The sequence below is a fragment of the Pararhodobacter zhoushanensis genome (assembly GCF_025949695.1).
GTDB lineage: Bacteria > Pseudomonadota > Alphaproteobacteria > Rhodobacterales > Rhodobacteraceae > Pararhodobacter > Pararhodobacter zhoushanensis_A.
Map to the genome: position 1 here is coordinate 3,528,608 of NZ_JAPDFL010000001.1, position 24,726 is coordinate 3,553,333.

The 24,726-nt window shown below is 64.7% G+C and carries 22 protein-coding genes and 2 pseudogenes; 14 read left to right on the forward strand and 10 right to left on the reverse strand.

The annotated features are described in order from the left end of the window. Positions 1-69 precede the first annotated feature (69 nt). Complete coding sequence (gene argC, locus OKW52_RS17480; protein WP_264417434.1) at positions 70-987, forward strand: N-acetyl-gamma-glutamyl-phosphate reductase; 918 nt, start codon at positions 70-72, stop codon at positions 985-987. A 19-nt stretch (positions 988-1,006) separates the two neighbouring features. Continuing rightward, positions 1,007-1,291: a DUF427 domain-containing protein gene (locus OKW52_RS17485; RefSeq protein ID WP_264506840.1), complete on the forward strand. Its 285-nt coding sequence runs from the start codon at positions 1,007-1,009 to the stop codon at positions 1,289-1,291. On the opposite strand, the gene OKW52_RS17490 is transcribed toward OKW52_RS17485, so the two are convergent. From OKW52_RS17490 to OKW52_RS17500, 3 genes are all read right to left on the reverse strand, one after another. Then, positions 1,191-2,078 carry a GFA family protein gene (locus OKW52_RS17490; RefSeq protein ID WP_264506841.1) on the reverse strand — a complete coding sequence of 296 codons (888 nt, stop codon included), beginning with the start codon at positions 2,076-2,078 and terminating at the stop codon, positions 1,191-1,193. The genes OKW52_RS17485 and OKW52_RS17490 overlap by 101 nt on opposite strands. 925 nt (positions 2,079-3,003) lie before the next feature. Then, entirely contained in the window at positions 3,004-4,890 is a 1,887-nt protein-coding gene (locus tag OKW52_RS17495) for a PhoX family protein (protein ID WP_264506842.1), read from the reverse strand. 240 nt (positions 4,891-5,130) lie between these two features. Beyond that, positions 5,131-6,252, reverse strand: coding sequence for a WG repeat-containing protein (locus OKW52_RS17500; protein WP_264417439.1), 1,122 nt, complete (start codon positions 6,250-6,252; stop codon positions 5,131-5,133). Between the two features lie 602 nt (positions 6,253-6,854). Between OKW52_RS17500 and OKW52_RS17505 the strand changes: the two genes are divergently transcribed. Beyond that, the gene (locus OKW52_RS17505; protein WP_264506843.1) at positions 6,855-7,427 is read left to right on the forward strand and encodes a GNAT family N-acetyltransferase; all 573 of its coding nucleotides are present in this window, start codon (positions 6,855-6,857) and stop codon (positions 7,425-7,427) included. A gap of 282 nt (positions 7,428-7,709) precedes the next feature. Here OKW52_RS17505 and trpA read toward each other — a convergent pair whose 3' ends face one another. Beyond that, a complete protein-coding gene (gene trpA, locus OKW52_RS17510; RefSeq protein ID WP_264417441.1) occupies positions 7,710-8,501 on the reverse strand; it encodes a tryptophan synthase subunit alpha in 792 nt (263 codons plus the stop codon). 125 nt (positions 8,502-8,626) lie between these two features. On the opposite strand from trpA, the gene OKW52_RS17515 reads away from it, so the two are divergent. The 4 genes and pseudogenes from OKW52_RS17515 to OKW52_RS17530 all read left to right on the forward strand — a co-directional run bounded on the left by OKW52_RS17515 (position 8,627) and on the right by OKW52_RS17530 (position 12,088). Then, positions 8,627-9,574, forward strand: a complete 948-nt coding sequence (locus OKW52_RS17515) for a glutaminase (protein ID WP_264506844.1) — start codon at positions 8,627-8,629, stop codon at positions 9,572-9,574. A gap of 41 nt (positions 9,575-9,615) precedes the next feature. After that, on the forward strand, positions 9,616-10,029 hold the full coding sequence (locus OKW52_RS17520; RefSeq protein WP_264417442.1) for a CopD family protein: 414 nt from the start codon (positions 9,616-9,618) through the stop codon (positions 10,027-10,029). Between the two features lie 75 nt (positions 10,030-10,104). Further along, positions 10,105-11,201 (forward strand): annotated as a pseudogene (ychF, locus tag OKW52_RS17525) (redox-regulated ATPase YchF). Between the two features lie 389 nt (positions 11,202-11,590). After that, on the forward strand, positions 11,591-12,088 hold the full coding sequence (locus OKW52_RS17530; protein WP_264417444.1) for a hypothetical protein: 498 nt from the start codon (positions 11,591-11,593) through the stop codon (positions 12,086-12,088). A gap of 34 nt (positions 12,089-12,122) precedes the next feature. On the opposite strand, the gene purF is transcribed toward OKW52_RS17530, so the two are convergent. Together purF and OKW52_RS17540 are read right to left on the reverse strand one after the other, a co-directional pair. Then, positions 12,123-13,583: an amidophosphoribosyltransferase gene (purF, locus tag OKW52_RS17535; protein WP_264506845.1), complete on the reverse strand. Its 1,461-nt coding sequence runs from the start codon at positions 13,581-13,583 to the stop codon at positions 12,123-12,125. A 108-nt stretch (positions 13,584-13,691) separates the two neighbouring features. Then, positions 13,692-14,312, reverse strand: a complete 621-nt coding sequence (locus tag OKW52_RS17540) for an FMN-binding negative transcriptional regulator (RefSeq protein ID WP_264417445.1) — start codon at positions 14,310-14,312, stop codon at positions 13,692-13,694. Between the two features lie 133 nt (positions 14,313-14,445). On the opposite strand from OKW52_RS17540, the gene OKW52_RS17545 reads away from it, so the two are divergent. Further along, the gene (locus OKW52_RS17545) at positions 14,446-15,936 is read left to right on the forward strand and encodes a hypothetical protein (protein WP_264417446.1); all 1,491 of its coding nucleotides are present in this window, start codon (positions 14,446-14,448) and stop codon (positions 15,934-15,936) included. A 58-nt stretch (positions 15,937-15,994) separates the two neighbouring features. On the opposite strand, the pseudogene rpsI reads toward OKW52_RS17545, so the two are convergent. The 4 genes and pseudogenes from rpsI to OKW52_RS17565 form a co-directional block, all read right to left on the reverse strand. Then, positions 15,995-16,512: pseudogene (gene rpsI, locus OKW52_RS17550) on the reverse strand (30S ribosomal protein S9). 2 nt (positions 16,513-16,514) lie between these two features. Next, positions 16,515-16,979 (reverse strand): 50S ribosomal protein L13, encoded by a 465-nt coding sequence (gene rplM, locus OKW52_RS17555; RefSeq protein ID WP_127105944.1) that lies wholly within the window; start codon positions 16,977-16,979, stop codon positions 16,515-16,517. A 148-nt stretch (positions 16,980-17,127) separates the two neighbouring features. Then, positions 17,128-17,907 carry a YiiX/YebB-like N1pC/P60 family cysteine hydrolase gene (locus OKW52_RS17560; RefSeq protein ID WP_264506846.1) on the reverse strand — a complete coding sequence of 260 codons (780 nt, stop codon included), beginning with the start codon at positions 17,905-17,907 and terminating at the stop codon, positions 17,128-17,130. Between the two features lie 18 nt (positions 17,908-17,925). Continuing rightward, positions 17,926-18,756 (reverse strand): SseB family protein, encoded by an 831-nt coding sequence (locus tag OKW52_RS17565; protein ID WP_264506847.1) that lies wholly within the window; start codon positions 18,754-18,756, stop codon positions 17,926-17,928. Between the two features lie 258 nt (positions 18,757-19,014). Between OKW52_RS17565 and OKW52_RS17570 the strand changes: the two genes are divergently transcribed. From OKW52_RS17570 to OKW52_RS17595, 6 genes are all read left to right on the forward strand, one after another. Next, positions 19,015-19,674, forward strand: coding sequence for an ABC transporter ATP-binding protein (locus OKW52_RS17570; protein WP_264506848.1), 660 nt, complete (start codon positions 19,015-19,017; stop codon positions 19,672-19,674). Continuing rightward, on the forward strand, positions 19,652-21,517 hold the full coding sequence (locus tag OKW52_RS17575; protein WP_264506849.1) for a capsule biosynthesis protein: 1,866 nt from the start codon (positions 19,652-19,654) through the stop codon (positions 21,515-21,517). The genes OKW52_RS17570 and OKW52_RS17575 overlap by 23 nt, the downstream gene beginning before the upstream one ends. 303 nt (positions 21,518-21,820) lie before the next feature. Continuing rightward, positions 21,821-22,759 (forward strand): sulfurtransferase, encoded by a 939-nt coding sequence (locus OKW52_RS17580; protein ID WP_264506850.1) that lies wholly within the window; start codon positions 21,821-21,823, stop codon positions 22,757-22,759. Next, positions 22,759-23,871, forward strand: a complete 1,113-nt coding sequence (locus OKW52_RS17585; protein ID WP_264506851.1) for a YeeE/YedE family protein — start codon at positions 22,759-22,761, stop codon at positions 23,869-23,871. Before OKW52_RS17580 ends, OKW52_RS17585 begins: the two co-directional genes overlap by 1 nt. Next, on the forward strand, positions 23,868-24,029 hold the full coding sequence (locus tag OKW52_RS17590; protein ID WP_164736608.1) for a hypothetical protein: 162 nt from the start codon (positions 23,868-23,870) through the stop codon (positions 24,027-24,029). The genes OKW52_RS17585 and OKW52_RS17590 overlap by 4 nt, the downstream gene beginning before the upstream one ends. Before the next feature lie 127 nt (positions 24,030-24,156). After that, positions 24,157-24,723: a hypothetical protein gene (locus OKW52_RS17595; RefSeq protein ID WP_264506852.1), complete on the forward strand. Its 567-nt coding sequence runs from the start codon at positions 24,157-24,159 to the stop codon at positions 24,721-24,723. Positions 24,724-24,726 lie beyond the last annotated feature (3 nt).

Sequence of the window (24,726 nt, forward strand, 5' to 3'; positions counted from 1 at the left end):
GCAAACGAATCTTGCCCCAAGCCCCCCTTTGCCCTATCTGACGCGTACTCCAGGAACGGGAATTTTCCAATGGCACACAAGGTCTTCATTGATGGCGAAGTCGGCACCACCGGCCTGCAGATCCGCGAGCGGCTGCAAGCGCGGGGCGACATCACGCTGATTCAGGTCGACCCCGCCCGCCGAAAAGACCCCGCCGCCCGGGCCGACGCGCTGGCCGAGGCCGATGTGGCGATCCTGTGCCTGCCCGACGACGCCGCGCGCGAAGCCGCAGCGCTGTCCGCCCCGCATGGCACAAGGCTGATCGACGCCTCGACTGCACACCGCATCGCGCCCGACTGGGTGTTCGGCTTTCCGGAAATGGCCGCAGGCCAGCGCGCCGCCGTGGCGCAGGCCACCCGTGTGTCGAACCCCGGCTGCTGGTCCACCTGCGCCATCGCCCTGATCCGCCCGCTGGTCGAGGCCGGTCTCATCGACCCGGCCAATCCGCCGGCGATTTCCGGCGTTTCGGGCTACACCGGCGGCGGCAAGGCGATGATCGCGGAATATGAAAGCGGCGATGTTAGCGGCTCGTTCCTCTACGGCGCGACCCAACAGCACAAACACCTGCCCGAGATCCAGACCCACGGCCTGCTGTCGACCGTGCCGGTTTTCGTGCCCTCGGTCGGTCATTATGCTCAGGGCATGGCTGTCGCCGTCCATGTGCGCGATCTGGGCGAGGCCGGGTTCAAAGCCGCCGAAGACGCGCTGCAAGCCGCCTATGAGAACGAGCGTTTCATCGCCCTTGTCGTTGCCGAAACCCACGAACCCCGCGTCTGGCCCGAGCGTCTCAATGGCACCAACCGGCTGGAACTTTCGGTCCACGGCAACGCCAAAACGGGTGCCGCCACGCTGATCGCCGTGCTCGACAACCTTGGCAAGGGCGCCTCGGGCGCGGCGGTGCAGAACCTCAACATCATGCTCGGCGTGGACGAAGCCGCCGGGCTTTAACCCAAAAGGGGGAAAGACGATGGCACGCGCACTCTGGCAGGGGCAGGTCATTGCCCAGACCGACACGCCTGTGATGTTCGACAACAACGTCTATTTCCCGCCCGAGGCGCTGAACCGCGACTTCTTCAGCGCCTCGGACCACACCTCGCTCTGCCCCTGGAAGGGCACGGCGTCCTATTACACCCTCACCCATGGCAACGCGGTCAGCGCCAACGCCGCCTGGGTCTACCGCGACCCGCTGCCCAAGGCCGAGGCGATCCGCGATCACGTCGCCTTCTGGCGCGATGTGACGGTCGAACCTTAGGCGTTCGCCCCTGCATCGGGATCGCCCGTAGCGACCGCGCCTTGACGCCCGGCACACCGTTCCGCGTGATCGCCACAACCGGGGCACCGCCCTGCTGGGCATCGGCAAAGCTCCCGCCCCCGCAAGTCTTGCAGAGCTGGTTCTGGATGGATCTGCCGGACAGGTATTCGGCCAGACTGTCCCCGCCCGTCAGCCGGGTAAATGTCTCGCGCGTGGCAATGGCCTGCACAAAGCCCATCCGCTCGCAGGCAAAGCTCCCGCCCCCGCAGGCCTTGCAGAACTGCCGCTGGATGATCTTCTTGCCGGACAGGTATCCGGTCAGACTGTCCCCGCCCCTCAGCCGGGTAAATGTCTCGCGCGGGGCCATGGCCTGCACAAAGCCCGTCCGCGCATAGGAAAAGCTCCCGCCGCCCCAAGTCTTGCAGAACTGCCGCTGGATGATCTTCTTGCCGGACAGGTATCCGGCCAGACTGTCCCCGCCCGTCAGCCGGGTAAATGTCTCGCGCGCGGCCATGGTCAGCACAGAACCTTTCCACGCACAGTCAAAGCTCCCGCTGCCCCAAGTCTTGCAGAACTGCCGCTGGATGATCTTCTTGCCGGACAAGTATCCGGTCAGACTGTCCCCGCCCGTCAGCCGGGTGAATGTCTCGTGCGGGGCCATGGCCAGTACACAGCCCGTCCGCTGGCAGCGCGAACAGCTGCAGGTGATCGCGTTGTCGCTGTCGACGTCGGTCTCATGGCATACGGTGCCGCACTGGTAGCCGCCGGTGTCCTGCTTCGACGCCATCGCCTCCATTGTCGGCGCGCAGCCGCCAACCGCACGATGACCGCCACCCCACTTGCCGCAACATGGTCTTCCCCGTCGCGGCCCGGCTGCGGCATTGGGCGCAAAGCTTGCAAGGACGCGTTGGCAGCGATGAGATCGCGATCCGCTGGAGAGGATCAAGCGGGGCGCCGGTCGCTGCAACCCGGCTGCTCCTTGCCGTCAGAAGTCCGCGCATGCTGGAAGGCTTGCCGGTAACTTCCCCGCGCGCGACGGGTCCACAACACGGGTGATCCCGACCAAATGAAGCCCGCCCAGACCGGCAGACTTGCCGGTCACCTCCCCGCGCGCGGGCGGAACGAGGCCAGAGATTGCGCGACCGAGCCTGGGAGAACCCCGTTTCACCGGCGGCAAAGCGCAGCGCGTTGGATCGAAGGGACCGGCAGCACTGGACGGTCCCGCTGGAATTGCCACGCCCCAGCCCAACAGCGCTGACGTCGCCGCTGCCCATTCGGCACCGCAAGGTTCACCTGAGCAGACTGCGCCGATACCCCGACGGTCACGCTTACCTCTCTTCCCTATCCTCCTGCCTTGTCGTTGCACCCACGTCGTCCCCTCCGACAGACGCCCCCACGACCCGTCGCCAACCATCTGCGCCCGTTCTCGCACCGTGCCGCCCCCAGCACGGCGATCGCGCCTGAGCAGACAATCGACCGGCGTATGACGCGCAACCCGGTACACAGACCTTAACCCGCCAATTCTTGCGACTTCGTTAAACGCCCCCTGCCAAGACCCGCGCACCCTCGGGACATCCTTGCCAAATGGTTAACGCAAACCGCCAACCCCTTGTTTCCAATCACCCCAGCCCCCTGTCCCATCAGGGGACACCGCCAAAAAAATCGGGCCCCCGTTTGGGAGCCCGACCTTTGTTCACAGATCTTGACGGGTGTCAGCCCACCAGACCGCCATCCTCGCGCGTCACCGCCACCACCGACGAGCGCGGCACGCCGTTGCCGGTGGGCCAGGTGCCGCCCGGGTGCTGGATGCCGACGAACATCGTGCGGCGATCCTCGGACCAGCACAGGCCGGTCACTTCCGAGCCGTTCGGCCCGGTCAGGAAGCGGGCCATCGCGCCGGTTGCCGGATCACCGGCCAGCATCTGGTTGTTGCCCTGACCGGCAAAGTCACCCTCGTTGCTGTCGTCGCCGTCGGTCTGCACCCAGAGCAGGCCGGTCGAGTCAAACGCCATCCCGTCGGGCGAGTTGAACATGTTGCCCGCCGTCACGTTGTCCGAGCCGCCGTAAGCGTCCGAATGCACCGCCGGGTTGCCCGCCATCACATAGAGATCCCAGGCAAAGCCGGTCGCCGCGTGGTCGTCGTCATGGGGGAACCAGCGCACGATCTGGCCGTACTGGTTGGCTTCACGCGGGTTGGGGCCGCCCACCGGCGTCTCGTCGCCGCCCGCGTTGGTGCGGGTGCCGCGGCGGGTGTTGTTGGTCAGGCAGCAATAGGCCTCGACCGCGTAGGGGTTGACCGCGACCCATTCGGGCCGGTCCATCGTCGTCGCCCCCACCGCCGAGCCAGCGGTCCGCGTGAAGATCAGCAGCTCGGCCATCTCCATGCCGGTCGATTCAGGCGTCAGGGCCAGCCATTCGCCGGTCATGTCGTCGTTGAATTTGGCGGCATAGAGCGTGCCGTCATCCAACAGACCCTCGGTCGAGCCACCGGGGGTATAGACGCCGTTCGAGACGAACTTGTACAGGAACTCGCCGCGCTCATCGTCGCCCATATAGACAACAACCCGCCCGTCACGCGCCAGAACCACCTCGGCATTCTCATGCTTGAAACGGCCCAGACCGGTGTGCTTGACCGGGGTCGAGGTCGGATCGGTCGGATCAATCTCGACCACCCAGCCCGCGCGGTGCGGCTCGTTCGGCTCCTGCGTCACGTCGAAACGCGCGTCCCACTTGTGGTAGTCATAGCCCCAACCCTCGGGGTCGATGCCATAACGGGTGTAGCCGGCAGCGATCTTCTCGTCCGCCGGCATCTCACCGGTCGCGCCGAAGTAGCCGTTGAAGTTTTCTTCGCAGGTCAGATACGTGCCCCAGGGCGTCTTGCCCGAGCCACAGTTGTTCAGCGTGCCCAGCGCCTGCATCCCCGACGCATCGGCCGAGGTCTGCATCAGCGCATGGCCCGCGGCAGGCCCGGTCAGCGTCATCGGCGAGTTGTGGTGCAGGCGGCGGTTGAACGGGCTGTCCACGACAACGGACCAGCCGTTCTCAGTCTCGGCGATCTCCATCACCGACACACCCTGCAACTGCTGCAGCTTGAGAACGTCCTCGGCATTGGCCGGAACCCCCTCTTGCGCGGCGGGCAGGTTGATGTCGTTGTTGGTGTATTCCTGGTTGATCGCGATCAGCTGATGACCGCGGAACGAGAAGGTCTCCATCCCGTCGGTGTTCTCACCAAACACGCGGTCCGACCCGGCAACCGGGCCACCCTCGGCCACATCGTAGCCCTGGGCGTCCGAGAACAGCGCATCGCCCCAGCTGACCAGCACCTGAGAGCGGTAACCAGCGGGCACATGCACCACGCCATCGGTCTGCGCGTCGATCGGGGTGAAGGGGAAGCGCGCGGTGGTCGAGGCCAGCGCGCTGCGCCCGCTCAACATCCCGGTGCCCATCACCATGGCGCCCGAGCCAAAGGCCAGCACACCGCGCAGGAAACCCCGGCGGTTCAAGGCGCTCTCGACCACACGGTCAAAATCATTCTCAGGAGAGCGCGGGAAGTTCAGCTCGTCCCACTCGTCGGCGGAGAGTTTGGTCTTGTCGGTCATCGTGGCTATCCGTTTCTTGCGTTGGCTGCACGGGGTCAGTCGCGCATCGGATAGGCGAGTCGTGAAACGGGGAGGTGACAGGAGGGTGACAGGTTTGTGACGGGGGGCTTTGGGGCCGAAGCGGACCTTCGTGCCACGCGCGGCGAACGGCCGCATCGAGCCCAACATTGACCGATGCTGCAAACGCAACGAATGTCCGCAACAGTGTTACGTTTCTGATAAGGGATCACGTCGTCCGGTTTAGTATTCTTGGTGCCAAACCACGTTACCTTCCCGGTCAATGTAGGAGTAGCGGTCCAAAGAATTTCCATCTGCCGGATATCTTACACGGGCCAATCCGTGTTGAAACGGATGGTCAGAATTGAACTGCGCAGCGATGGCAGCTTCTCCTGATAAATCCAGATAACCCGAAACTTTGCCCAGTCTGAAGCTTGCACGACCATCATGGAAATCTCCGGTTTGCATTTCGGGTTTGAACCAGCGGGGTCGCCCTGAAACTCCCGGCATCACGGGCCGACCGTCTGGATATAAGTACATGGAACCTTTGCAGGCGTCATTGATACGTACTACGCCGCCGGACAGCCTTGGGATTACGATTGGGAGCGTTGGCGACGAGAAGGTCATTGGAAGCTGGCCGATGACCGCCGTCGAGGCGACGTCATAAACGTCGGCATGGCTCTGATCAGACTTGGCGACAATCCAAAGTCCGTCCTCTACAGTGGGCAGAAAAAATGGATCGTCAATCTGGAAACTACGCGGAAACACGGGTGAGCCTTCATAGGTCAGGATGTTTGCTGCACCATCTTTCACGACAGTAACATAAGGGTCTGTTTGCGATAGAGAAATTCTATCATAGATCGGCGGAATGATAACCTGGCCCTCGTGATTCATCAGTCCCCTCTTTTCAGTCGCCTTCGGACTTTTCGAGAATACGTAGAATCCGTTCATGGCTTTTGAGATATACGCCTCAAATGCGATGGAACCATCGATCCGCATCGCGTAATAGCGGGTCTCGCCAAGGAAATAAAATTCACGCCCATCGAGCTTCCAAAGCTCTTGATTGCCGGCATCCACTTCATGCACCACACCAAAAATACCGTGCGCGTCAGGTGCTGCGAAATTAATCGGCTGATGATCCTTTGGAAACTCGAAAACCGTTTCACCGCCTTCATCAATAACGATAGGCTGCTTTGCCCCCGGGCGCTGGACGACAGTATACCCAGCGTCAGAAAAGACTTTTCTCTGATACAAGACCGTGTTCAGGAATTGCGGCTCTATCTTTACGTTCCCTTGCCGATCCATAAAACCCATAAGGGGTTTCCAGAAATCTGAGGTCTTGCGGAGTATCGCGAACAGGGGCATGAACTGTTTCCTTCTAGATCAGTGAAGCGGCGCGACACTCGGCTTGTTCCTTCCAATCAATCGCTAGCCGGGAGGTCCAACGCAAGAGTGATTGATATTAGCCGCGCCGTGATCTCGAAGCCGTCGTTCGAAAAGGCGCCGTGAAAGCTCAGTTTGTCCCGCGCTGCGGACGTGGGAACCCTTTGCAGCGAACCACGGCTTTCCACCCGAAACGGACCTTGAGGCGACTCAAGACAGCGCGGTGCGGGACGGCATGGTGGCTTTGGCGAAAGAGGTATCGTTCGACCTTGGAGGCGCATGCGACATCGCCTTCCTCCGCAGCGTCATGACCGCGCACTATCCCCAGGCTGTGATCGTTGCCACGGGCCTGAACGCAACGGGACCCGACAACGTCGACACGTCGCCGCTGGCTGGGGTCGCCTTGAAGGGATCTTACGGTGACGTGATCGCACTGGCCGCCGTCATGGTCCTGAGCGGTCGGCTCGCATCTGGCACACAGCGATTGCGTCCAGTATTGGTCAGGTGCGTTTTGCTCAAGACTGCGCAGAGTTGCAGAAGCTGGCGCGGGGCAATCCAGTGCACTTTCGATAGGGACATTCCCGATGACCGATCTTGAAACGACTACCATCTCCTTGGACATCGCGTCTGAGAGCGATCTGCCGCGTTTTCGCAGGGATCTGCAGGAGGCTTTTGCAATCGCTGCCGTTGAGGCCTTCGGGCCGCTGCGCGACGGGCCGATCCCGTCGGACGCGGACGTGTCGGCATCCTTCACGGCACCGGGCGCCGTGGTGCATCGCATTCTGTTGAATGGACAGTGGGTTGGCGGGGCTGTGGTCTCGATCGATGAAGAGAGCAATCATAACTCGCTCGATCTGTTTTACGTGCAGGCGGGCGACATCGGACGCGGCATCGGACGCCGGGCTTGGAGCGCGATCGAGGCCCTCTATCCCCAGACGCAGGTCTGGACGACGGTCACGCCCTGTTTCGAGCGACGCAATATCCACTTCTACGTGAATGTCTGTGGCTTCCACATCGTCGAATACCACCATGCGGGCAATCCTGACCCGTCGTCGCAGGGATCCAGCGACGATATGAGTGACGATGAAATGTTCAGGTTCGAGAAGCGCGTTCAGCCCGCGCAAGATGCCAAGGCAATGGGGACGGACAGTCCTTAAGCGGACAGGGCCAAGTTGGGCGGCGGGAACAGGGCCGACAGGTGCCGGCAAGGCTTGCGTTTACGCCCGCATCATTCGGACAGCACACGTCAATACGGATCGCAGCGACTCTGCCGCTTCGCGCCCAAACATACATCGCAAGTCCAGTGCCGCCAGACCTCGTCGCCCCCATCACCGATGCAGGCCACCCCGGGGGACATTCCCTAGGAAACCCTTAACGCCCCCCGCTAACCCCTTGATCTGACACACCCCGCCAAGCTGTCCCATCGTGGGACCAGGCTCTCACCCCCGGTGCGCGCCCTCGGCCAGCGAGGCGACGAAAGCCAGCACGTCTGCGACCGATTTCCCCGCGCCGATCTCTTTCACGATCGCCGAGCCGACCACGCAGCCATCCGCGACCGAGGCGATGCTCTGCGCCGTCTCGGGGGTCGAGATGCCGAAGCCCACGATCACCGGCAGATCCGTCGCCGCCTTGATCCGGGCGACCTCAGGCGCAACATCGCTTGCCTGCGCCGCCGCCGCCCCGGTGGTCCCGGTGACCGACACGTAATAGACAAACCCGGACGTGTTCTGCAGCACCTTGGGCAGCCGCTTGTCGTCGGTCGTCGGCGTCGCCAGCCGGATGAAGTTCATCCCCGCCGCCTGCGCGGGCAGGCACAGCTCGCTGTCTTCTTCGGGCGGCAGGTCGACCACGATCAGCCCGTCGATGCCAGCGAGGACCGCGTCGGCCAGAAACCGGTCCACACCGCGCGCATAGATCGGGTTGTAGTAGCCCATCAGCACGATCGGGGTGGTCGCATCCCCGGACCGGAAAGCGCGGACCATATCCAGCACCTTGTCCATCGTCATGCCGCCATCCAGCGCGCGCTGACCGGCCAGCTGGATCGTCGAGCCATCCGCCATCGGGTCGGTAAAGGGCATGCCCAGCTCGATGATATCCACCCCCGCGCCGGGCAGGCCCTGCATGACCTTGAGCGAGGTCTCGGTGTCCGGGTCGCCGCCCATCATGTAAGCCACGAATGCCTTGCGCTTCTCGGCGCGCAGGCGGGCGAATGTCTCGTCGATCCTGGTCATAGCAGTCCCCGTCCTTGAACGTCTGAGGGCTTGCACGGGCGGGCGGCGGAAATCAAGGGGTCAGCACGCCCCGCCCCGCGTGAAACCCCTTGGAAAGGCGCCCGCCCCTCGCGTATGAGGCCAGCATGGCCATACCCCCCGCCCCCGACCTGCCCCGGATCGTTACCGAGATCGCTGCCGAAATGGCCGCCGAGACCGACCGCGGCGTGGTTGCCGATTACATCCCGCAGCTGGCCGGCGTGCGGCCCGATCAGTTCGGGCTGGCGGTGGCGACGGCGGATGGCCAGCTGATCGCTGCGGGCGACACAGGGGTGCCCTTCTCGATCCAGAGCGTGTCCAAGGTGTTCACGCTGGCACTGGCTCTCGGACGGCACGGCAACGCGGTGTGGGAGCGGGTGGGGCGTGAGCCTTCGGGCGATCCGTTCAACTCTATCGTGCAGCTGGAACACGAGCGCGGACGCCCACGCAATCCCTTCATCAACGCCGGGGCCATTGCGGTCACCGACGCCATCCTGTCGCAGTATGCCCCCAAGGAAGCGCTTGGCGAAATCCTGCGCTTCATCCGCTTTCTGGCGGGCGACGACGACATCGCCATCGACCCCGCCGTGGCCCGTTCGGAAAAGCAGACCGGCTTTCGCAACGTCGCGCTGGCGAATTTCATGCGCAGCTATGGCATCGTCACCGGCCAGCCCGACAAGGTGCTGGGCGTCTACTTCCATCACTGTGCGATTGCGATGAGCGTGCGCCAGCTGGCGATGGCCGGGCGCTTTCTGGCCTTTGACGGGCGACTGGCCCCCGACGGGCGGCGCGCGGTCTCGGCCCGGATGGCGCGTCAGATCAACGCGCTGATGCTGACCTGTGGGCATTACGACGGCTCGGGCGACTTCGCCTTTCGCGTGGGCCTGCCGGGTAAAAGCGGCGTCGGCGGCGGTATCCTCGCCGTCGCGCCGGGGCGGGCGTCCATCGGCTGCTGGTCGCCGGGGCTCAACACCATCGGCAACTCGCAACTGGCCTCCCGCGCGCTGGAGCGTCTCGCCCGGCGCACCGGCTGGTCGGTCTTTGCCGCACGCTGAGCCCCCTTGCATCCGCGCGCGCGCGGGGGCATCCAAGGCGCATGGACTGGGTCAAAATCATACATATCCTCTGCGTCATGGGCTGGATGACCTCCATCTTCGCCGTGCCGCGCGCGCTGATCTACTGGAAGCGTGAATGGGCGCAGCTGGGGGCCTTTGGGCCCTTGGGCGATCTGACGATCCGCCTGTACCGCTTTTCCGCCGGGCTGGGGGTGATCGCCCTGATCACCGGGCTGTGGATGGCGTGGTGGATCTGGAGCTTCGCGCCCTGGACGCATCTGAAGATCACGCTGGTGGCGCTGCTGGCCGCGCATTACGTCTATACAGGGATGATGGTGATGCGGGCAAAACGCGGCGAATTCCGCGAAAGCGACCTGTTTTTGCGCATCTTCAACGAGGTCAGCGTGATCGGCGTCATCGCGATCCTGTGGGTCGTGGTGGTCAAACCCTTCTGATCGCCAACGCGGGCTTGCCGCCCGACGCCTCAGGCCCTAGAAGCGCAGCCGATACAGGACGCCGGAGGGTGAGAGATGGGTTTCAAGATGGGCATCGTGGGTCTGCCGAATGTCGGCAAGTCGACCCTGTTCAATGCACTGACCAGAACGGCGGCGGCGCAGGCTGCCAACTTCCCCTTCTGCACGATCGAGCCCAATGTGGGCGAGGTCGCGGTGCCGGATGACCGGCTCGACAAGCTGGCGGCGATTGCCGGATCCAAAGCGATCATCCCGACGCGGATGACCTTTGTCGACATCGCCGGTCTGGTGCGCGGCGCGTCCAAGGGGAGGGCCTGGGCAACCAGTTCCTCGCCAATATCCGCGAATGCGATTCCATCGCCCATGTGCTGCGCTGCTTTGAAGATGGCGACATCACCCATGTCGAAGGCCGGATCGACCCGGTGGCGGATGCCGAGACCATCGAGACCGAGCTGATGCTCGCCGATCTGGAAAGCATCGAACGCCGCCGCGCCAACCTCGCGCGCAAGATCAAGGGCAACGACAAGGACGCCGCCGATCAGGACCGCCTGCTCGCCGTTGCTCAGGCCGCGCTGGAAGCGGGCCGCCCGGCCCGCAGCGTGAGCGTCGCCGCCGATGACGCCCGCGCCTGGCGGCTGTTGCAGCTGCTGACGTCCAAGCCCGTGCTCTTTGTGTGCAACGTCGAGGAAAGCGCGGCCTCCACAGGGAACTCGCAGACCGAGCGCGTCGCCAAAATGGCGCAGGAGCAAGGTGCCGGAATCGTGGTCATTTCGGCCAAGATCGAGGAAGAGATCAGCCAGCTTGACGGCGAAGAAGCCGAAATGTTCCTGGACGAAATGGGTCTGGAAGAAGCCGGTCTCGACCGCCTGATCCGCGCGGGCTACGAACTGCTTGGCCTGCAGACCTATTTCACGGTCGGCCCGAAAGAGGCCCGCGCCTGGACGATCACCAAGGGCACGCTGGCCCCGGGGGCGGCAGGCGTCATCCACGGCGACTTCGAGAAGGGCTTCATCCGTTCGGAAACCATCGCCTATGCCGATTACATCGCCTACAAGGGCGAAAGCGGCGCCAAGGAAGCGGGCAAGTTCCGGGTTGAGGGCAAGACTTACGAGGTCAAGGACGGCGACGTCCTGCACTTCCTGTTCAACGCCTGATCCAGAAGAGCAGGCAGGGGGGCCTTGCCCCCTCTTGGCCTGACGGCCAATTCACCCCCCAGGATATTTAAGGACAGATGATAAGGGTTCGTTAACCCTGTTTCATTTTCTGTCTGAAAGTATCCACGGGGGGATTTTCAAGGGGGCGCGTGCGTCCCCCTTGAACGGGGCGCGGGGCTGGCCCCGCGCGGCGCGAGCCCCCTCGATGGGGGCGAGCGCCGCGCCTCGCTGGTCCTTGACGCGACCAATCGTCGGGGAGTCACCCCACGAGACCTAACGTCAAGCCGCCCGATCGGGTCGGGTTTTGGCATTGTTGCACCCACAACCGACTGCTACCCCTGAAGTTGTGCGCCCGCACAGATTTCGCATGCCGTCTGCAGGAGGTTCCCTTGTTCCCACGTCCGACCCGCGCGCTTTTCGCGCTCTGCGCTGCCCTGTGTGCGGCCTCACCCGCCCTTGCCCAGACGCCAGCCCGCTTTCCGGCGATCCCCGAAGCGCAGATCGAAGCGGCGTTGAACAACGCCTATTGCGGGAACACGATCACCACAATCTCGCGCACTGTTGGCCAGATCGAGGGTTGGCGGGGGTATGCAATGCTGCTGTGTGACCCCCAGAACGAACCGGCTGGCGTTTTCGTGGCCTGGATGCAGACCAACGGCCGGCGCGAGTTCGTCCCGACTTCGGCGGACGGTGTCCCTTTCCGGATGCCAAGTTCGCCCACGGTCAATGACGGCAATCAGCAATCTCAGGCCACCTATTTCGTGACCCGCCTTCGCAACAACGTCGCGATTTGCTACTTCGCGCGCGCCAATAGCCGCACGGCGCCCTTCACCGCCAGCTTCTGTTGGTACGTCGATGCGCAGGGTAATGTGATCGACCGGCGCTGAGCGCTGGACCGGGGCCGCTCTGCGGCCCCTGCCCTTACTCGGCTGCCTTCAGCTCGAACCCGCGGGCGATCATGTCCGAGGGTTCGACCGGATACTCACCCGAGAAGCAGGCGTCGCAGAACTGCGGCGTCGATTTCGAGCGCCCCTCAGCCTCACCCGCCGCGCGGTAAAGACCGTCGAGCGAGATGAACTTCAGGCTTTCAACACCGATGAAGGCGCGCATTTCTTCTTCGCTCATCCGCGCGGCCAGCAGTTTTGAGCGCTCTGGCGTATCGACGCCGTAAAAGCACGGCCACATCGTCGGCGGCGAGGCGATGCGGAAGTGGACCTCGGCCGCGCCGGCCTCAAGGATCATTTCCTTGATCTTCAGGCTGGTCGTGCCGCGCACCACCGAATCGTCGACCAGCACCACGCGCTTGCCCTTGATCAACGCGCGGTTCACGTTGAGTTTCAGGCGCACGCCCATGTTGCGGATCTGCTCGGAGGGCTCGATGAACGTGCGGCCCATGTACTGGTTGCGGATGATCCCCATGGCGAAGGGGATGCCCGATTCCTGACTGTAGCCGATGGCCGCCGGGGTGCCCGGATCGGGCACAGGGCAGACCAGATCGGCATCGACCGGGGCTTCGCGGGCCAGTTCCACACCGATCTGACGGCGGGTTTCATAGACCGAGCGCCCGCCGATGATGCTGTCGGGGCGCGAGAAATAGACCTGTTCGAAGATGCAGAAACGCGGCGAGGTGCGCTCGAAAGGCCGCGAGGACACGACGCCCTTGTGATCGATGACCACCATCTCGCCCGGCTCGATCTCGCGGAGGAACTCGGCACCGATGATGTCGAGCGCGCAGGTTTCCGAGGCCAGCGCAAAGCCGTCGCCGATCTTGCCCAGCACCAGCGGGCGCACGCCCAGCTTGTCGCGCACGCCGATCAGTTTGGTGCGCGTCATGGCGATGACCGAGAAGGCCCCTTCGCAACGCCGCAGCGCATCTTTCAGGCGTTCGGCGTGCGTGCGCTGGATCGAGCGCGCCATCAGGTGGATGATGCATTCCGAATCGCTGGACGACTGGAAGATCGAGCCGCGCTCGATCAGTTCCTTGCGGATTGCCTCGGCGTTGGTGATGTTGCCGTTATGCGCAATCGCAGCACCACCCATCGAGAATTCGCCAAAGAACGGCTGCACATCGCGGATCGCGGTGTTGCCCTTCGAGCCCGCCGTGGAATAGCGCACATGGCCGATACCGATCGAACCCGGCAGCGTTTCCATCAGCTTGGCCGAGGTGAAGTTGTCGCGCACCAGCCCGAAGCGGTGAGCAGACTGAAAGCCACGGTCGGCACTGTGGGTAATGATGCCACCCGCCTCCTGTCCCCGGTGCTGCAGCGCGTGCAGGCCTAGGGCGACAAAATTGGCGGCGTCCTGAACATTCACGGCTCCGAAGACACCGCATTCTTCTGTCAGCTTGTCATCGTCAAAGGGATGGCTGAGCCAAGGCTGCATGGTTGGGTCCCCATTGCTGCGTTGCGCACCCTTTAGGCGCTTGGCCCTTCGGGGGCAAGAGCCAAGCGGGGCTGCCAGAGCCTTTTGCGACGGCGGTGTGACGGATGCTCAGGTGTTGAGCGCGCGGCGCATCTGATCGGCAAGCGGGCCGTTTCCCCGCCCCTCCAAAGCGCCCGCCACACCCGCGATATCGGCGGCGCTGCGGTTCTGGTTCAGCTTGGATTTGGCGTCGATCCGGGTGACGGTCAGCTGAAAGGCGACGATCTTGCCCAGCAGGTCGGTCAGAAACGCGCCCGGTGCATCGCCCATCTTCCACGCCTGCGCGCCGTTGGTGGCTTTCTCGTGTTTTGCCGTCAGCAGCGCCACGGCGCGGCGCTTGTCCTTTTCGGCATGCGACCATGTGAGCGTCGCATGGACGTGCACGACCTGATAGTTCCACGTCGGCACGGCTTTGTGCGTCTCGGCCTTGGACGGATACCAGTTGGGACTGACATAGCCGTCCCCGGCGCGGAAGATCGCCAGTACCTCGGCGCCGTCCGCCAGCACCTCGTGCAGCGGGTTGGCCAGCGCGACATGGCCCACAAACCCCTCACCATCGCGCATCAGGGGCAGATGGTTGGCATCCAGCCCCGCCGCCGTCTGCGTGACCAGAACAGCCAGCGGGTTGTCGTGCATCAGGCGCTCGATTTCAGCGGCGTCGGATTCGGTGAAATGCGCTGGCGTGTACATGCGATCCTCTCAGGCCCTGCGCCACGTTAGCCGCCGGCTGCTTCAAGCGAAAGCGCCAAGCGGCCATTCTGGACAGCGCGGCGGGCCGTCCCTATCGTGGCCGCCCCTGCCCGAGCCATCGAGATATGCCCGCGTGACCCCTCCCCGCCCCCTGATCGTTGTCACCGCCCTGCTGTCGCTGGTCGTCCTGGTCAATCTGTGGATCTTTGCCCGGTTCACCGTTGATGATGCCTTCATCACTTGGCGCTACGGCCAGAACCTGATCGCACACGGGATCTGGGCGTATAACCCCGATGGGTTCGATCTGACGCAGGCCTATACCAACCCGGTCTTCGCGGCGCTCTCGATTCTGCCAGCGGCGATGGGCTGGGACATGGTGCTCAGTTTCAAACTGCTCTCGCTGCTGACACTGGCGGGCATCGGCGCGCTGTTGCTGCGCGAGGCCGGTGAGAAAGCCCGCATGGCCTTTGTGCTGGTGCTCGGTCTGGCCATCCCTGCCAGCATCGCGCATGCATTTTCGGGGTTGGAGACATGGCTTTACGGCGGGACGCTGGCGCTGTTCTTCATCTACGCCGAGCAGCGCAAATGGACGCAGGCCCTGCTCTGCGTGCTGCTGTTGGTATTGACCCGGCCCGAGGCATGGTTGCTGTTCGCCCTCTACCCCGTGATGCTGCTGACAACGCGGCCCGCGCGCGCCATAGCGCTGCGACACGGCGCGGCATTGGGGTTGATGGCGACGGGGTATTTCGGCTTTCATCTGTGGTACTTTGGCGAGGCCCTGCCCAATACCTATTTCATCAAATCCGGCGACGGCTTCAACCCGGCGCAGGCGCTGCGCATCCTGCCGTATGTCCTGCCCGCGCTGGCGGTGCAGGTCTGGGGTAACCGGCGCACCGGGCTGGGTTTGCTGCTCTATTTCGGCGCGGTCGGCTATAGCTATGCGTCGTCAGACCTGTTGATGAATTACCTGCAACGCTTTGCGTTCCAGATCGCGCTGCCGATGGCGTTGTATCTGGGGTGGGCGGTGTCGCGCGCGCCGGTGGGGCAGGCCCGGCGCGGGTGGCTTACCCTGTGGGTGGCGGTCTATCTGGCCGCTTTTGGCGTCCATACCCGCAGCCTTGGCGATCACCTTGGCATCGCCAACTATTACCCCCGCCTGCTGGACAGTCATGTCGCCCTGGGCCGCGCGCTGAACGCCCTCTCGGCGCAGGGCGCGGTTGCCAGCTTTGCCCTCGGCGATGCTGGCGCGGCGGCCTATCACGCGGATATCCGCGCGCTGGATACGATTGGCCTGACCAGTCATCTGGTCGCGCGTGACGGGCTGACCTTGGCGGTCGTGCAGGCCTATGCCCCCGATGTGGTGGCGTTCTTCGCAACGGCTGAGGGGGTGCGCGATCTGCCCGATCGCCATGCGGCCCTGTGGGCCTATGTCGCCGAGACCGGCATGACCGAGCAATGCGAACTGGTCTGGGCGCGGCAATACACGCTGCGGCTTTTCACCCGCAGCCCCCTGCCCGCCTTGTCCGACGCCTGCGCGCATAGTGCCGCGGCGAATGGCACCGATGAGCTGCGCTATGCGCTGCGCGCGCTGCGCCAGCCGCCGTGGACGTATTGGCACGAGTAAGCCGCGCAACGAAAAACGCGGCCCCGAGGGACCGCGTTTTCCAAACTGTAACCAGCAATCAGCGCTTGGAGAACTGGAAGCTGCGGCGTGCTTTGCGCTTGCCGTATTTCTTGCGTTCCACCACGCGGCTGTCGCGGGTCAGGAAGCCAGCGGCTTTCAGCACAGCGCGAAGGCTGGGATCGTACAGCTGCAGAGCTTTCGACACGCCGTGTTTCACAGCGCCCGACTGGCCCGACAAACCACCACCGACCACGGTCGCGAACACGTCGAACTGGCCGACGGTGTTGGTGATCTGGAACGGCTGCTTCAGGATCATCTGCAGAACCGGACGCGCGAAATACGCGTTGATGTCCTTGCCGTTGACGACAACTTTGCCCGAGCCCGGCTTGATCCAGACGCGCGCAATGGCGTCTTTGCGTTTGCCGGTGGCATAGGCGCGGCCCAGCGAGTCGCGCTGCGGGGTACGGGGGCGGCAGCTTCGGCACCGTCAGCGTCATACGCGACAGCGGCCGAGGAAGCGGCAGCACCGGCGACAGCGTCTTTCAACGCGTCGAGGGATTTGATCTCATCGGCCATGATCAAGCGCTCCGGGTGTTCTTCGGGTTCATCGACGCGACGTCGAGGACGGTCGGCTGCTGTGCCTCATGCGGATGCTCGGCACCGGCGTAGACACGCAGGTTGGTCATCTGCTGACGGCCAAGGCTGTTGCGCGAAATCATGCGCTCGACGGCCTTGATCACAACACGCTCGGGGTGGGCGCTTTCCAGCACCTGCTCTGCCGTGCGGAACTTGATCCCGCCCGGGTGGCCGGTGTGCCAGTAGTAGCGTTTGTCGGCGCGCTTGTTGCCGGTCATCTGCACCTTGTCGGCGTTGATGATGATCACGTTGTCGCCCATATCCATGTGCGGCGTGAACGTCGGCTTGTTTTTGCCGCGCAGGATGGAGGCAACGATCGTCGCGAGGCGGCCCAGAACGACGCCTTCAGCGTCGATCAGGATCCACTTCTTGTCGATCTCCGCCGGTTTTGCGGTGTAGGTTTTCATGGTCCAGCCCTGAAAGAGAGAAGGGATTCGACCCCGGGGAAGATCCCGGCGCCGGATGGCCGTGTTCTAGCGGATTGCGGGTGCAGGTCAAGAGGCAGCCTTTCGCATTTACAAAGCAAAAACAATGCGTTGCGAAATAGGTATTATATTACCCCAAGATTTTGCCCTGTGAATCCCCGTCCTGCGCCCCGTCTGCGTCATTCTCGGCCCAGGGAATCCTGTGGTGATCGAATCCCCGGTGCAGCGTTGGCTTGACCACGGCGAAATACGGCGACAGGTCAAAGTCGCGCGGCACGATGAGCGAGGCATGCCGCTGATGCCAGACCGCGCCCAGCGGCCGCCCGGTCGGCGTGCGCAGCATCTCGATCTTGGGCAGCACCGGGTAGTCGACCGACTGGAACGCCTGCGCGATCAGCGACGAACAGATCGCCCGCGTCGGATCGCCCGACCCGAGGGTCAGCAACCGCCGCCGCCAGCGCACCGGGACCGGCGGCGTGGGGAACAGATAGCGCGCAAGGTCGATGACGTTGCGGGTGTCATAGGTAATGCCGATCCGCGTGCTCATGAAATCGGCGACCGCCTGGCGTTCATCGACCGACAGCCCGGCGGCGCGGCACAGACGGGTGTTGAACAGCGTGTATTTCGACAGCGGCACCTGATGGCAGCCATCCTGTATCGTCACCTCGACCAGGTCGACCCGTCCCTCGCCCGAGGTCAGATCGCGCACACAAAGCGCCGCATGCGACCATGTGCTTTGCGTCAGGTACTTGATCGCCGTCGAAACCCGCGCACGACCTTCGACCAGCAGCACGTCGCCGACGCGGATCGCCGCGGCCAGCGCCGCCGCGTCCTGAGAGATGACCGGCTGATCGCTCGGCTGGTCGCGTTCCAGAAACCGGCCCAGAAAATGACCAAGGCGCTCGAACATTCTGCCGCCCTCCTCCGATCAGCGCAGTTTGGGCGGGCGGCTGGGGTCCATCCCCGGAGCGCTGCCCGGCGTCACGACCTGCTCATCGGGCATCGCATAGGGGGCAGGCGACAGCGTCAGGCCAACGGCGGCAATCGCCGCCATCGCCCGCTCGGGCGGGAAGACCACATCCAGCGAGCCCGCCTCCAGCCCCGACAGCGCCAGCGCCTCGGCCACGGCGCGGGCGACGGCGGGCTGATCGGCATCGGGCAGCCCGGCCAGCGCCAGCACATGCCCGCGCGCCCCGCCCTGCCATTGCACCCCGGCCAGCACCGTCTGCGCAAGGCCCGGCGTGCCGGACAGCCGACGCTCCAGCGCCGCGACCAGCGGCAGGCGCATCGCGTCGGGCAGATTGGGCGGCGCGAAGCCTTCGGGCACCGCCTGCCCTTCGCTGGGCGCGGGGCCTGACAGCGTGTCGGACAGCCAGTCGATCGACTCGGGCGACATCAGCGCGGCATGGGGCGCGTCGGCGTTGAGCATCAGCGACAGCCCCTCGCCCGCCTCGGCCAGCATCGCCACCAGCACCCGCCCCGGCAGCGCGGCGTACGCCGCTGCCTCGCCGGCGAAGCCCGCCAGCCGCAACTCGCTGTCGAACGCCAGCACGGCGCGGACATCGGACAAGTCGAACACCTTGGGCATCATCGCGCCGCCGGCGATCTCTTCGGTGAGCAGCACAAAGATCTCGGCCCGGCTCAGCTCGGCATGAAAGGCCAGCCGCGCGGTGGTCTCGGCTGCGCTGTCTTCCGGTGCTGCGGCCAGCTGTTGCAGCGCGGCGTCCAGATCGGTCTGCGGCAGGTCGGTATCAGTCATGAGGTCTGTGGCCTTGTCGTGGCGGCGGGCGTGCCGGTCCCGGCGGATTTCAGCGCTTACACGCTCAAAGTAAACCCCGCATTACCCGGTGACACCGGGGAACACGCAGTTTTCACTACCGTCTTTTGCCCAATTACGTCATAATAAGGCCCAGATCCCGGCCTCTTACTCGGCCGCAAGAAAAGCCTGTTGAGCCCTGTCCGTCACACAGACACCTTGGGGCCTTACCAATCCGGGCAGGCAGTCGAGGCACGCGCAATGCTGGAGTTCTACAACGTCAGCAAATCCTTCTGGACCGGGAAAACCCGCAAGGTGATCCTGCATGAAGCGTCATTCCGCATCGAGCTGGGGCATTCGGTGGGCATTCTGGCCCCCAACGGCTCGGGCAAGACAACGCTGATCAACATGATGGCCGGGCTGGAAAAGCCCGATGAAGGCCAGATCACCCGCAATTGCCGCGTGTCCTTTCCGCTTGGCTTCATGGGTGGCATCAATTCGCGTCACACCGCCACGGAAAACGCCCGCTATATCGCCCGGCTGTATCAGCTTGACCCCGACGAGGTTGAGGCTTTCTGTCGCTGGATCTGCGATATCGGCGATTACTTCGACATGGCGGTGGGCACCTATAGCCAGGGCATGCGGTCACGTTTTGCCTTTGCCCTGATGCTGGCGATCGAATTCGACCTGTATCTGGTGGATGAGGGGATGCCGGCCACCACCGACGTCGCCTTCAACCGCCGCGCGGGCGCCATCTTGAAGGAACGGCTGGAGCAAGCCACCGTCCTGATCGTCTCGCATCAGGCCGAGACGCTGGAGAAATACTGCAAATCGGCGGCGGTCCTGCGGGACGGCCAGCTCAATTTCTACGACACGTTGGAAGAAGCAAAAGCGCTCTATGACTACGAAACCCAAAGCTAGGCGATTCCGGCTCAAGCTGGGCGACGACACGGCGGGCGCGCTGCGCACCAATGTCGCGCCGCAACGTGCCGAGAGTTCGACGCCCGCCCGGACAGCGCAGCCCACGGCTGCGGCACCGACCGCGCAAGGCGGGGGGCAAACCCCAGCCCGCCCTGCCGCGCCTCAACCCGCCGCTGCACAGGCTGCCCCGGCGCAGCCCGCCACCCCCGCGCGCCCCCCGGCGCAACCCGCCGCCGCAGGACAACAACCGACAGCCCGTCCCGCCGCGCCCGCCACGACCCCGCCGCAAGCAGCGCGGACAGGGTCGGCCCCGGCACCCAGCGACGCGCTCTTTGAAGACGGCAAGCCCACAGCCGAAACGACCAAGCGCGAAACGCCTGAGAACGCTGCCGCTGCGCAGGGCGACAGTCGTGGCCCCCGGGACGAGGACCTGAGCGGTCGTCAGCTGCGGATGGCGATGCGCGTCGCCCAGCGCAACGGGATCAAGGCGACCTCGGGCATCGACGCCGTGCGCCAGCTGCGCCAGCAGGGCATCGACCCGTTCGAGCGCTCGACGCTGATGGAGATGATCAAGGAAGAAGGCTCGAAAAGCCACGCGCTGACCACGACCGAGCAGCCCAAGCTGCCCAAGGCCTACCGTCAGCCCTCGCCGCCTGCCAAGATCGACGCCCCGGCCCCTGACGCCCAGCGCAAGCTGGAAATCTCGCATATCCAGAAGGACATCGCCCGCCGCCGCCGCCGCCGTATGGCGCTACTGGCGGCGCGGCTTTCGGTGTTTGTGCTGCTGCCGACGCTGGTTGCAGCGTGGTATTACTACATGATCGCCACGCCGCTCTATGCGACGAATTCCGAATTCGTCATCCAGCAGGTCGATGGCCAGTCAGGCGGCGGTGGCGGTGGTCTGGCGTCGCTCATGGGCGGCGCGAGCGGCGCGTCGTTGTCGGATTCCGTCACGGTGCAGAGCTTTTTGCAATCGCGTGACGCCATGCGAAGGCTCAACGAAGAAGAAGGGTTCAAGGCCTATTTCCAGCAGGATCTGATCGACCCGCTGCGCCGCCTGACGCCCGATACGACCGATGAAGCCGCGTACCGGCTGTATCAGGACATGGTGCGGGTCAGCTATGACCCGACGGAGGGCATCATCCGCATGGAGGTGATCGCCGCCGATCCGCAAACCAGCGAACGCTTTGCCCGTGCGCTGGTGTCCTATGCCGAACAGATGGTCGATCAACTGACCCAGCGGGTGCGCGACAGCCAGATGGCCGACGCGCAGGAAAGCGTGCAGATGGCCGAGCAGCGGATGCGCGAGGCACAACAGCGCGTGCTTGACCTGCAGGAGAGCTATCAGATGCTCTCGTCCGAGGTCGAGGTCTCGCTGCTGACCCAACAGATCAGCAACCTTGACAGCCTGCTCAATCAGGAGCGGCTCAGCCTGTCCGACCTGCGCGCCAACGCCCGCCCGAACCCGGCCCGGCTGGAACAGGCCGAACGGCGGGTGGCAACGCTGGAACGCCAGATCGCCGCGCTGCGCGCCAGCCTGACACAGGGCAGCGACGGCACGCAGTCGATCGCCCAGCTGCAACGCGAGCAGACGATGGCGGAAAGCGACGTGGCCACCCGGCAGATGCTGCTGGCGCAGGCCATGCAGCAGCTGGAAGGCGCGCGGATCGAGGCGAACCGTCAGGTGCGGTATCTGTCGCCGGGCGTAAGTCCGGTTGCGCCGGATGAGGCAACCTATCCGCGCGCGTTCGAAAACACGGCGCTGGCGTTTTTGATCTTTGCCGGGATCTACCTGATGGTCTCGATGACCTCGGCCATCCTGCGCGAACAGGTCACCGGGTGACCCGCAGGGTGCGCTGAAGCGCACCCTACCCTAACTGGCGCGGGCGTAACCCTACGGGGGTAGGGTGCGCTTCAGCGCACCGTTGCGCATGGGCAATAAGACCTAAAACCACCGCGCGCGCCCCAGCCCCACGACAGCATTCCCCGTTCCGTCACACAGCAGAACGCCTGTTCCGCCCGCGCCCCCCTGCATGGACGGATGATCCGGCCCCGCGCCGTCACCGCCGGGGCCTTGCCCTTGCCAGCGTGACCCGGTGGTGCCACATCGCGCGGTAACATTGCATTCATTGACGGAGACGCGCTCATGAACCGCTTCGCTCTGGCTACGGCCCTTGTGACCACCCTTGCCCCCATCGCCGCCTTCGCCACCCCCGAAGGCTGGAGCCGCCTGATGGAGCCCGCGCAGCTGAACACGCTGCTGGACGAATACGGCGACGAGATCCGCGTTGTGCAGATCACCGGCGAATACGGCGAAGGCCATATCCCCGGCTCGGGCTGGTCGCCCTATGCCTCGTGGCGCTCGGATATGCCCAACCCCGGCGCATTGCGCGATCTGGGCCACCTGACGACGATCGTGCAGGAACTGGGGATCGACACCGACACGCCCGTCGTCGTGGTTCACGCAGGTCGCGATGCCACCGACATGGGCGCGGCGGCGCGGGTCTACTGGACCCTGCGCTCGATGGGGATCGAAGACCTGGCCCTGCTCAACGGTGGTCTGACCGCCTGGACGCAAGCGGGCCTGCCGACCGAGACGGCTGATGTGTCGTTCTTCCCCTCGGAGTATGAGGGCGTCTGGCTCAACGACTGGCGCGCCACCACCGAAGAGGTCGCCGCCGCCTCGGCCAGTGGCAGCGCCACCCTGCTCGACGCCCGCCCCGAGGGTTTCTTTGACGGCCTGACCTGGTCGGTCGCCGCCCCCGGCACGGTGCACGGGGCCGAGAGCCTTGAGTATTCCGATTTCTTCGACGGCAGCCGTCTGGTCGGCGCCGAGGATATCCGCCGCATCGCCGCCGAAACCGGCTTCACCGATGACACCACCACGGTGAGCTTCTGCAACACCGGCCATTGGGCCGCGATCAACTGGTTCGCGCTGAGCGAGGTCGCTGGCTACGGCGACGTGCGTCTCTATGCCGAAAGCATGGCCGAATACGCCGACGGCGAGCGTCCGCTTGACCACGCGCCCAACCGTCTGCAATACGCATGGCGTGCTTCGACCAACTGGATTGCGGATCTGTTCTGATGACTTTGAAACGGATTGGACTGGTCGTGTTCGCCCTCCTTCTGGTGGGCGGCGCGGCTTTGGCGGCGGGGCCGCGTGCCGGGCTTTTGATGGCCATCGGCATCGGCTTTGGCCTGACGCTTGAAGGGCTGCGCTTCGGCTTTGCCGGCCCGTGGCGGATGATGGTTGTCGACCGCGATGCGCGCGGGCTGATCGCGCAATTCCTCGCCATCGCGCTGACGGCGGCGGTCGCCTTTCCGCTGCTGGCAGCCAATCCGCTGGAACTGTCCCCCGCTCATGCGCCGATCGGCATCGGCATGGTGCTGGGTGCCTTTGTCTTTGGCGCGGCGATGCAACTGGTGATGGGCTGTGGCTCGGGCACGCTGGTGAACGCAGGCTCGGGCAATATGGTCGGGCTTGTGGCGCTGGTCGGCTTTGTTGCGGGCGCGTTTCTGGGCACGCTGAACGCCGGTTTCTGGGCCAGCCTTGGGCAATTCCCGCTGATCTCGGCGCAGTCGATGGCCGGTGGCATCGGCGGGCTGTGGCTGACGCTGGCGGGCCTTGCCGTGCTGGCCGTGGGCTTCGGCCTGCGCGCCGCCCCCGGCAAGCGCCGCCCCCCGGCGCGCCTGCTGCTGGCCGCAGCCCTGCTGGCCGCGCTGGCCATCGCCAATCTGGTCGTCGCTGGCCAGACGTGGGGCATCGTCTATGGTCTGGGCCTGTGGGGCGCAAAAATCGCCACCGGGCTGGGCGTTGATCTGAGCACCACCGCGTTCTGGGCCGCCCCGGCCAATGCCGCACGGCTGGATGCCAGCATCCTGACCGACGTGACCTCGCTCACCGACATCGGCCTGATCCTGGGCGCGTTTCTGGTCATGCGCTGGCGCAAGGCCCCCGGCGCGCCCGCCGCGCCGCTGGCCCCGCGAGGCTGGGTGCTGGTGCTGATCGCGGGCATCGTGCTGGGCTATTCCAGCCGCATGGCCTTTGGCTGCAACGTCGGCGCGTTCTTTTCGGGGATCTCGACCGGCTCGCTGCATGGCTGGGCGTGGTTTGTGGCGGCCTTCATCGGCTCGGCGCTGGGGCTCAAACTGCGCCCCTTCGTGCTGATCCCGGCACGTCAGGCGGTGGCTGCATGACCCGCCCCGTCGTCGCCTCGCTCGCATTGGCTGCCGTCGCGGCGCTCGTCCTGTGGGACGCCGCGGCGCAGGGCCTGCCTGAGCCCTTCCGCTTCCCCGCCGCCATCGCGCTGGGATCGGGTGCTGCCCCAACCGGGGCGCATTGCACGGCCAACTGACGCGGACTCAACCGGCAAGAGAACGCCCATTTGAACCGTAGCACCCCTTCGCCCGACGTATTGTCACTGGCACCAGCTAGCCCCCAAGGCTAGGCTGGTGCCGATCATTTCGCTTAGGGAGTTTTCAATGCGCATGATAAAAGCCGCCGCTCTGGTCGGGGCTCTGGCCCTGTCGGGTTGTATCGACGTTGACATGACCGCCACCATTGACGGCGCAGACAGCGCCACGGTGAGCGGCAACATGACCGTCCAGCGGCAGATGTTGGACATGATGGGCGGCGGCGAAGCCTTCTGCCCGGCCGATGAGGGCGGCACGCTGACCCTGACCGAAACCGAGGCACGCTGCGACGTGCTGAGCAGCGGCAGTTTCGCCGAGGTGTTCCAGGGCGAGCCGGGCGAACCCACGCCGACCGCCACCGATCTGGGCGACGGCACCGTGCGCGTGGTCTTCCCGCTGAGCGACATGACCGCGCAATCGGCTGAAATGCGCGCGGACCCGCAGATGTCGGCGATGATGCGCCCGATGCTCGAAGGCCACACCTTCACCATCCGCATCGCGGGGCAAGAAGTTGTCTCGTCGAACGGCACGATCTCCGAGGACGGCACCTCGGCCGCATTCACCTTCCCGCTGGTCGAGATCCTGAACCCCGACATGGTTCTGCCCGAGACCTTCGAAACCGTCGTTCGCTACTGAGCG

Excerpts from the sequence above, each read along its gene's own strand:
- argC (WP_264417434.1), top strand. The coding sequence starts at position 70 with ATGGCACACAAGGTCTTCATTGATGGCGAAGTCGGCACCACCGGCCTG.
- OKW52_RS17485 (WP_264506840.1), top strand. The coding sequence starts at position 1,007 with ATGGCACGCGCACTCTGGCAGGGGCAGGTCATTGCCCAGACCGACACG.
- OKW52_RS17490 (WP_264506841.1), bottom strand. The coding sequence starts at position 2,078 with ATGGCGTCGAAGCAGGACACCGGCGGCTACCAGTGCGGCACCGTATGC.
- OKW52_RS17495 (WP_264506842.1), bottom strand. The coding sequence starts at position 4,890 with ATGACCGACAAGACCAAACTCTCCGCCGACGAGTGGGACGAGCTGAAC.
- OKW52_RS17500 (WP_264417439.1), bottom strand. The coding sequence starts at position 6,252 with ATGCCCCTGTTCGCGATACTCCGCAAGACCTCAGATTTCTGGAAACCC.
- OKW52_RS17505 (WP_264506843.1), top strand. The coding sequence starts at position 6,855 with ATGACCGATCTTGAAACGACTACCATCTCCTTGGACATCGCGTCTGAG.
- trpA (WP_264417441.1), bottom strand. The coding sequence starts at position 8,501 with ATGACCAGGATCGACGAGACATTCGCCCGCCTGCGCGCCGAGAAGCGC.
- OKW52_RS17515 (WP_264506844.1), top strand. The coding sequence starts at position 8,627 with ATGGCCATACCCCCCGCCCCCGACCTGCCCCGGATCGTTACCGAGATC.
- OKW52_RS17520 (WP_264417442.1), top strand. The coding sequence starts at position 9,616 with ATGGACTGGGTCAAAATCATACATATCCTCTGCGTCATGGGCTGGATG.
- purF (WP_264506845.1), bottom strand. The coding sequence starts at position 13,583 with ATGCAGCCTTGGCTCAGCCATCCCTTTGACGATGACAAGCTGACAGAA.
- OKW52_RS17540 (WP_264417445.1), bottom strand. The coding sequence starts at position 14,312 with ATGTACACGCCAGCGCATTTCACCGAATCCGACGCCGCTGAAATCGAG.
- rplM (WP_127105944.1), bottom strand. The coding sequence starts at position 16,979 with ATGAAAACCTACACCGCAAAACCGGCGGAGATCGACAAGAAGTGGATC.
- OKW52_RS17560 (WP_264506846.1), bottom strand. The coding sequence starts at position 17,907 with ATGTTCGAGCGCCTTGGTCATTTTCTGGGCCGGTTTCTGGAACGCGAC.
- OKW52_RS17565 (WP_264506847.1), bottom strand. The coding sequence starts at position 18,756 with ATGACTGATACCGACCTGCCGCAGACCGATCTGGACGCCGCGCTGCAA.
- OKW52_RS17570 (WP_264506848.1), top strand. The coding sequence starts at position 19,015 with ATGCTGGAGTTCTACAACGTCAGCAAATCCTTCTGGACCGGGAAAACC.
- OKW52_RS17575 (WP_264506849.1), top strand. The coding sequence starts at position 19,652 with ATGACTACGAAACCCAAAGCTAGGCGATTCCGGCTCAAGCTGGGCGAC.
- OKW52_RS17580 (WP_264506850.1), top strand. The coding sequence starts at position 21,821 with ATGAACCGCTTCGCTCTGGCTACGGCCCTTGTGACCACCCTTGCCCCC.
- OKW52_RS17585 (WP_264506851.1), top strand. The coding sequence starts at position 22,759 with ATGACTTTGAAACGGATTGGACTGGTCGTGTTCGCCCTCCTTCTGGTG.
- OKW52_RS17590 (WP_164736608.1), top strand. The coding sequence starts at position 23,868 with ATGACCCGCCCCGTCGTCGCCTCGCTCGCATTGGCTGCCGTCGCGGCG.
- OKW52_RS17595 (WP_264506852.1), top strand. The coding sequence starts at position 24,157 with ATGCGCATGATAAAAGCCGCCGCTCTGGTCGGGGCTCTGGCCCTGTCG.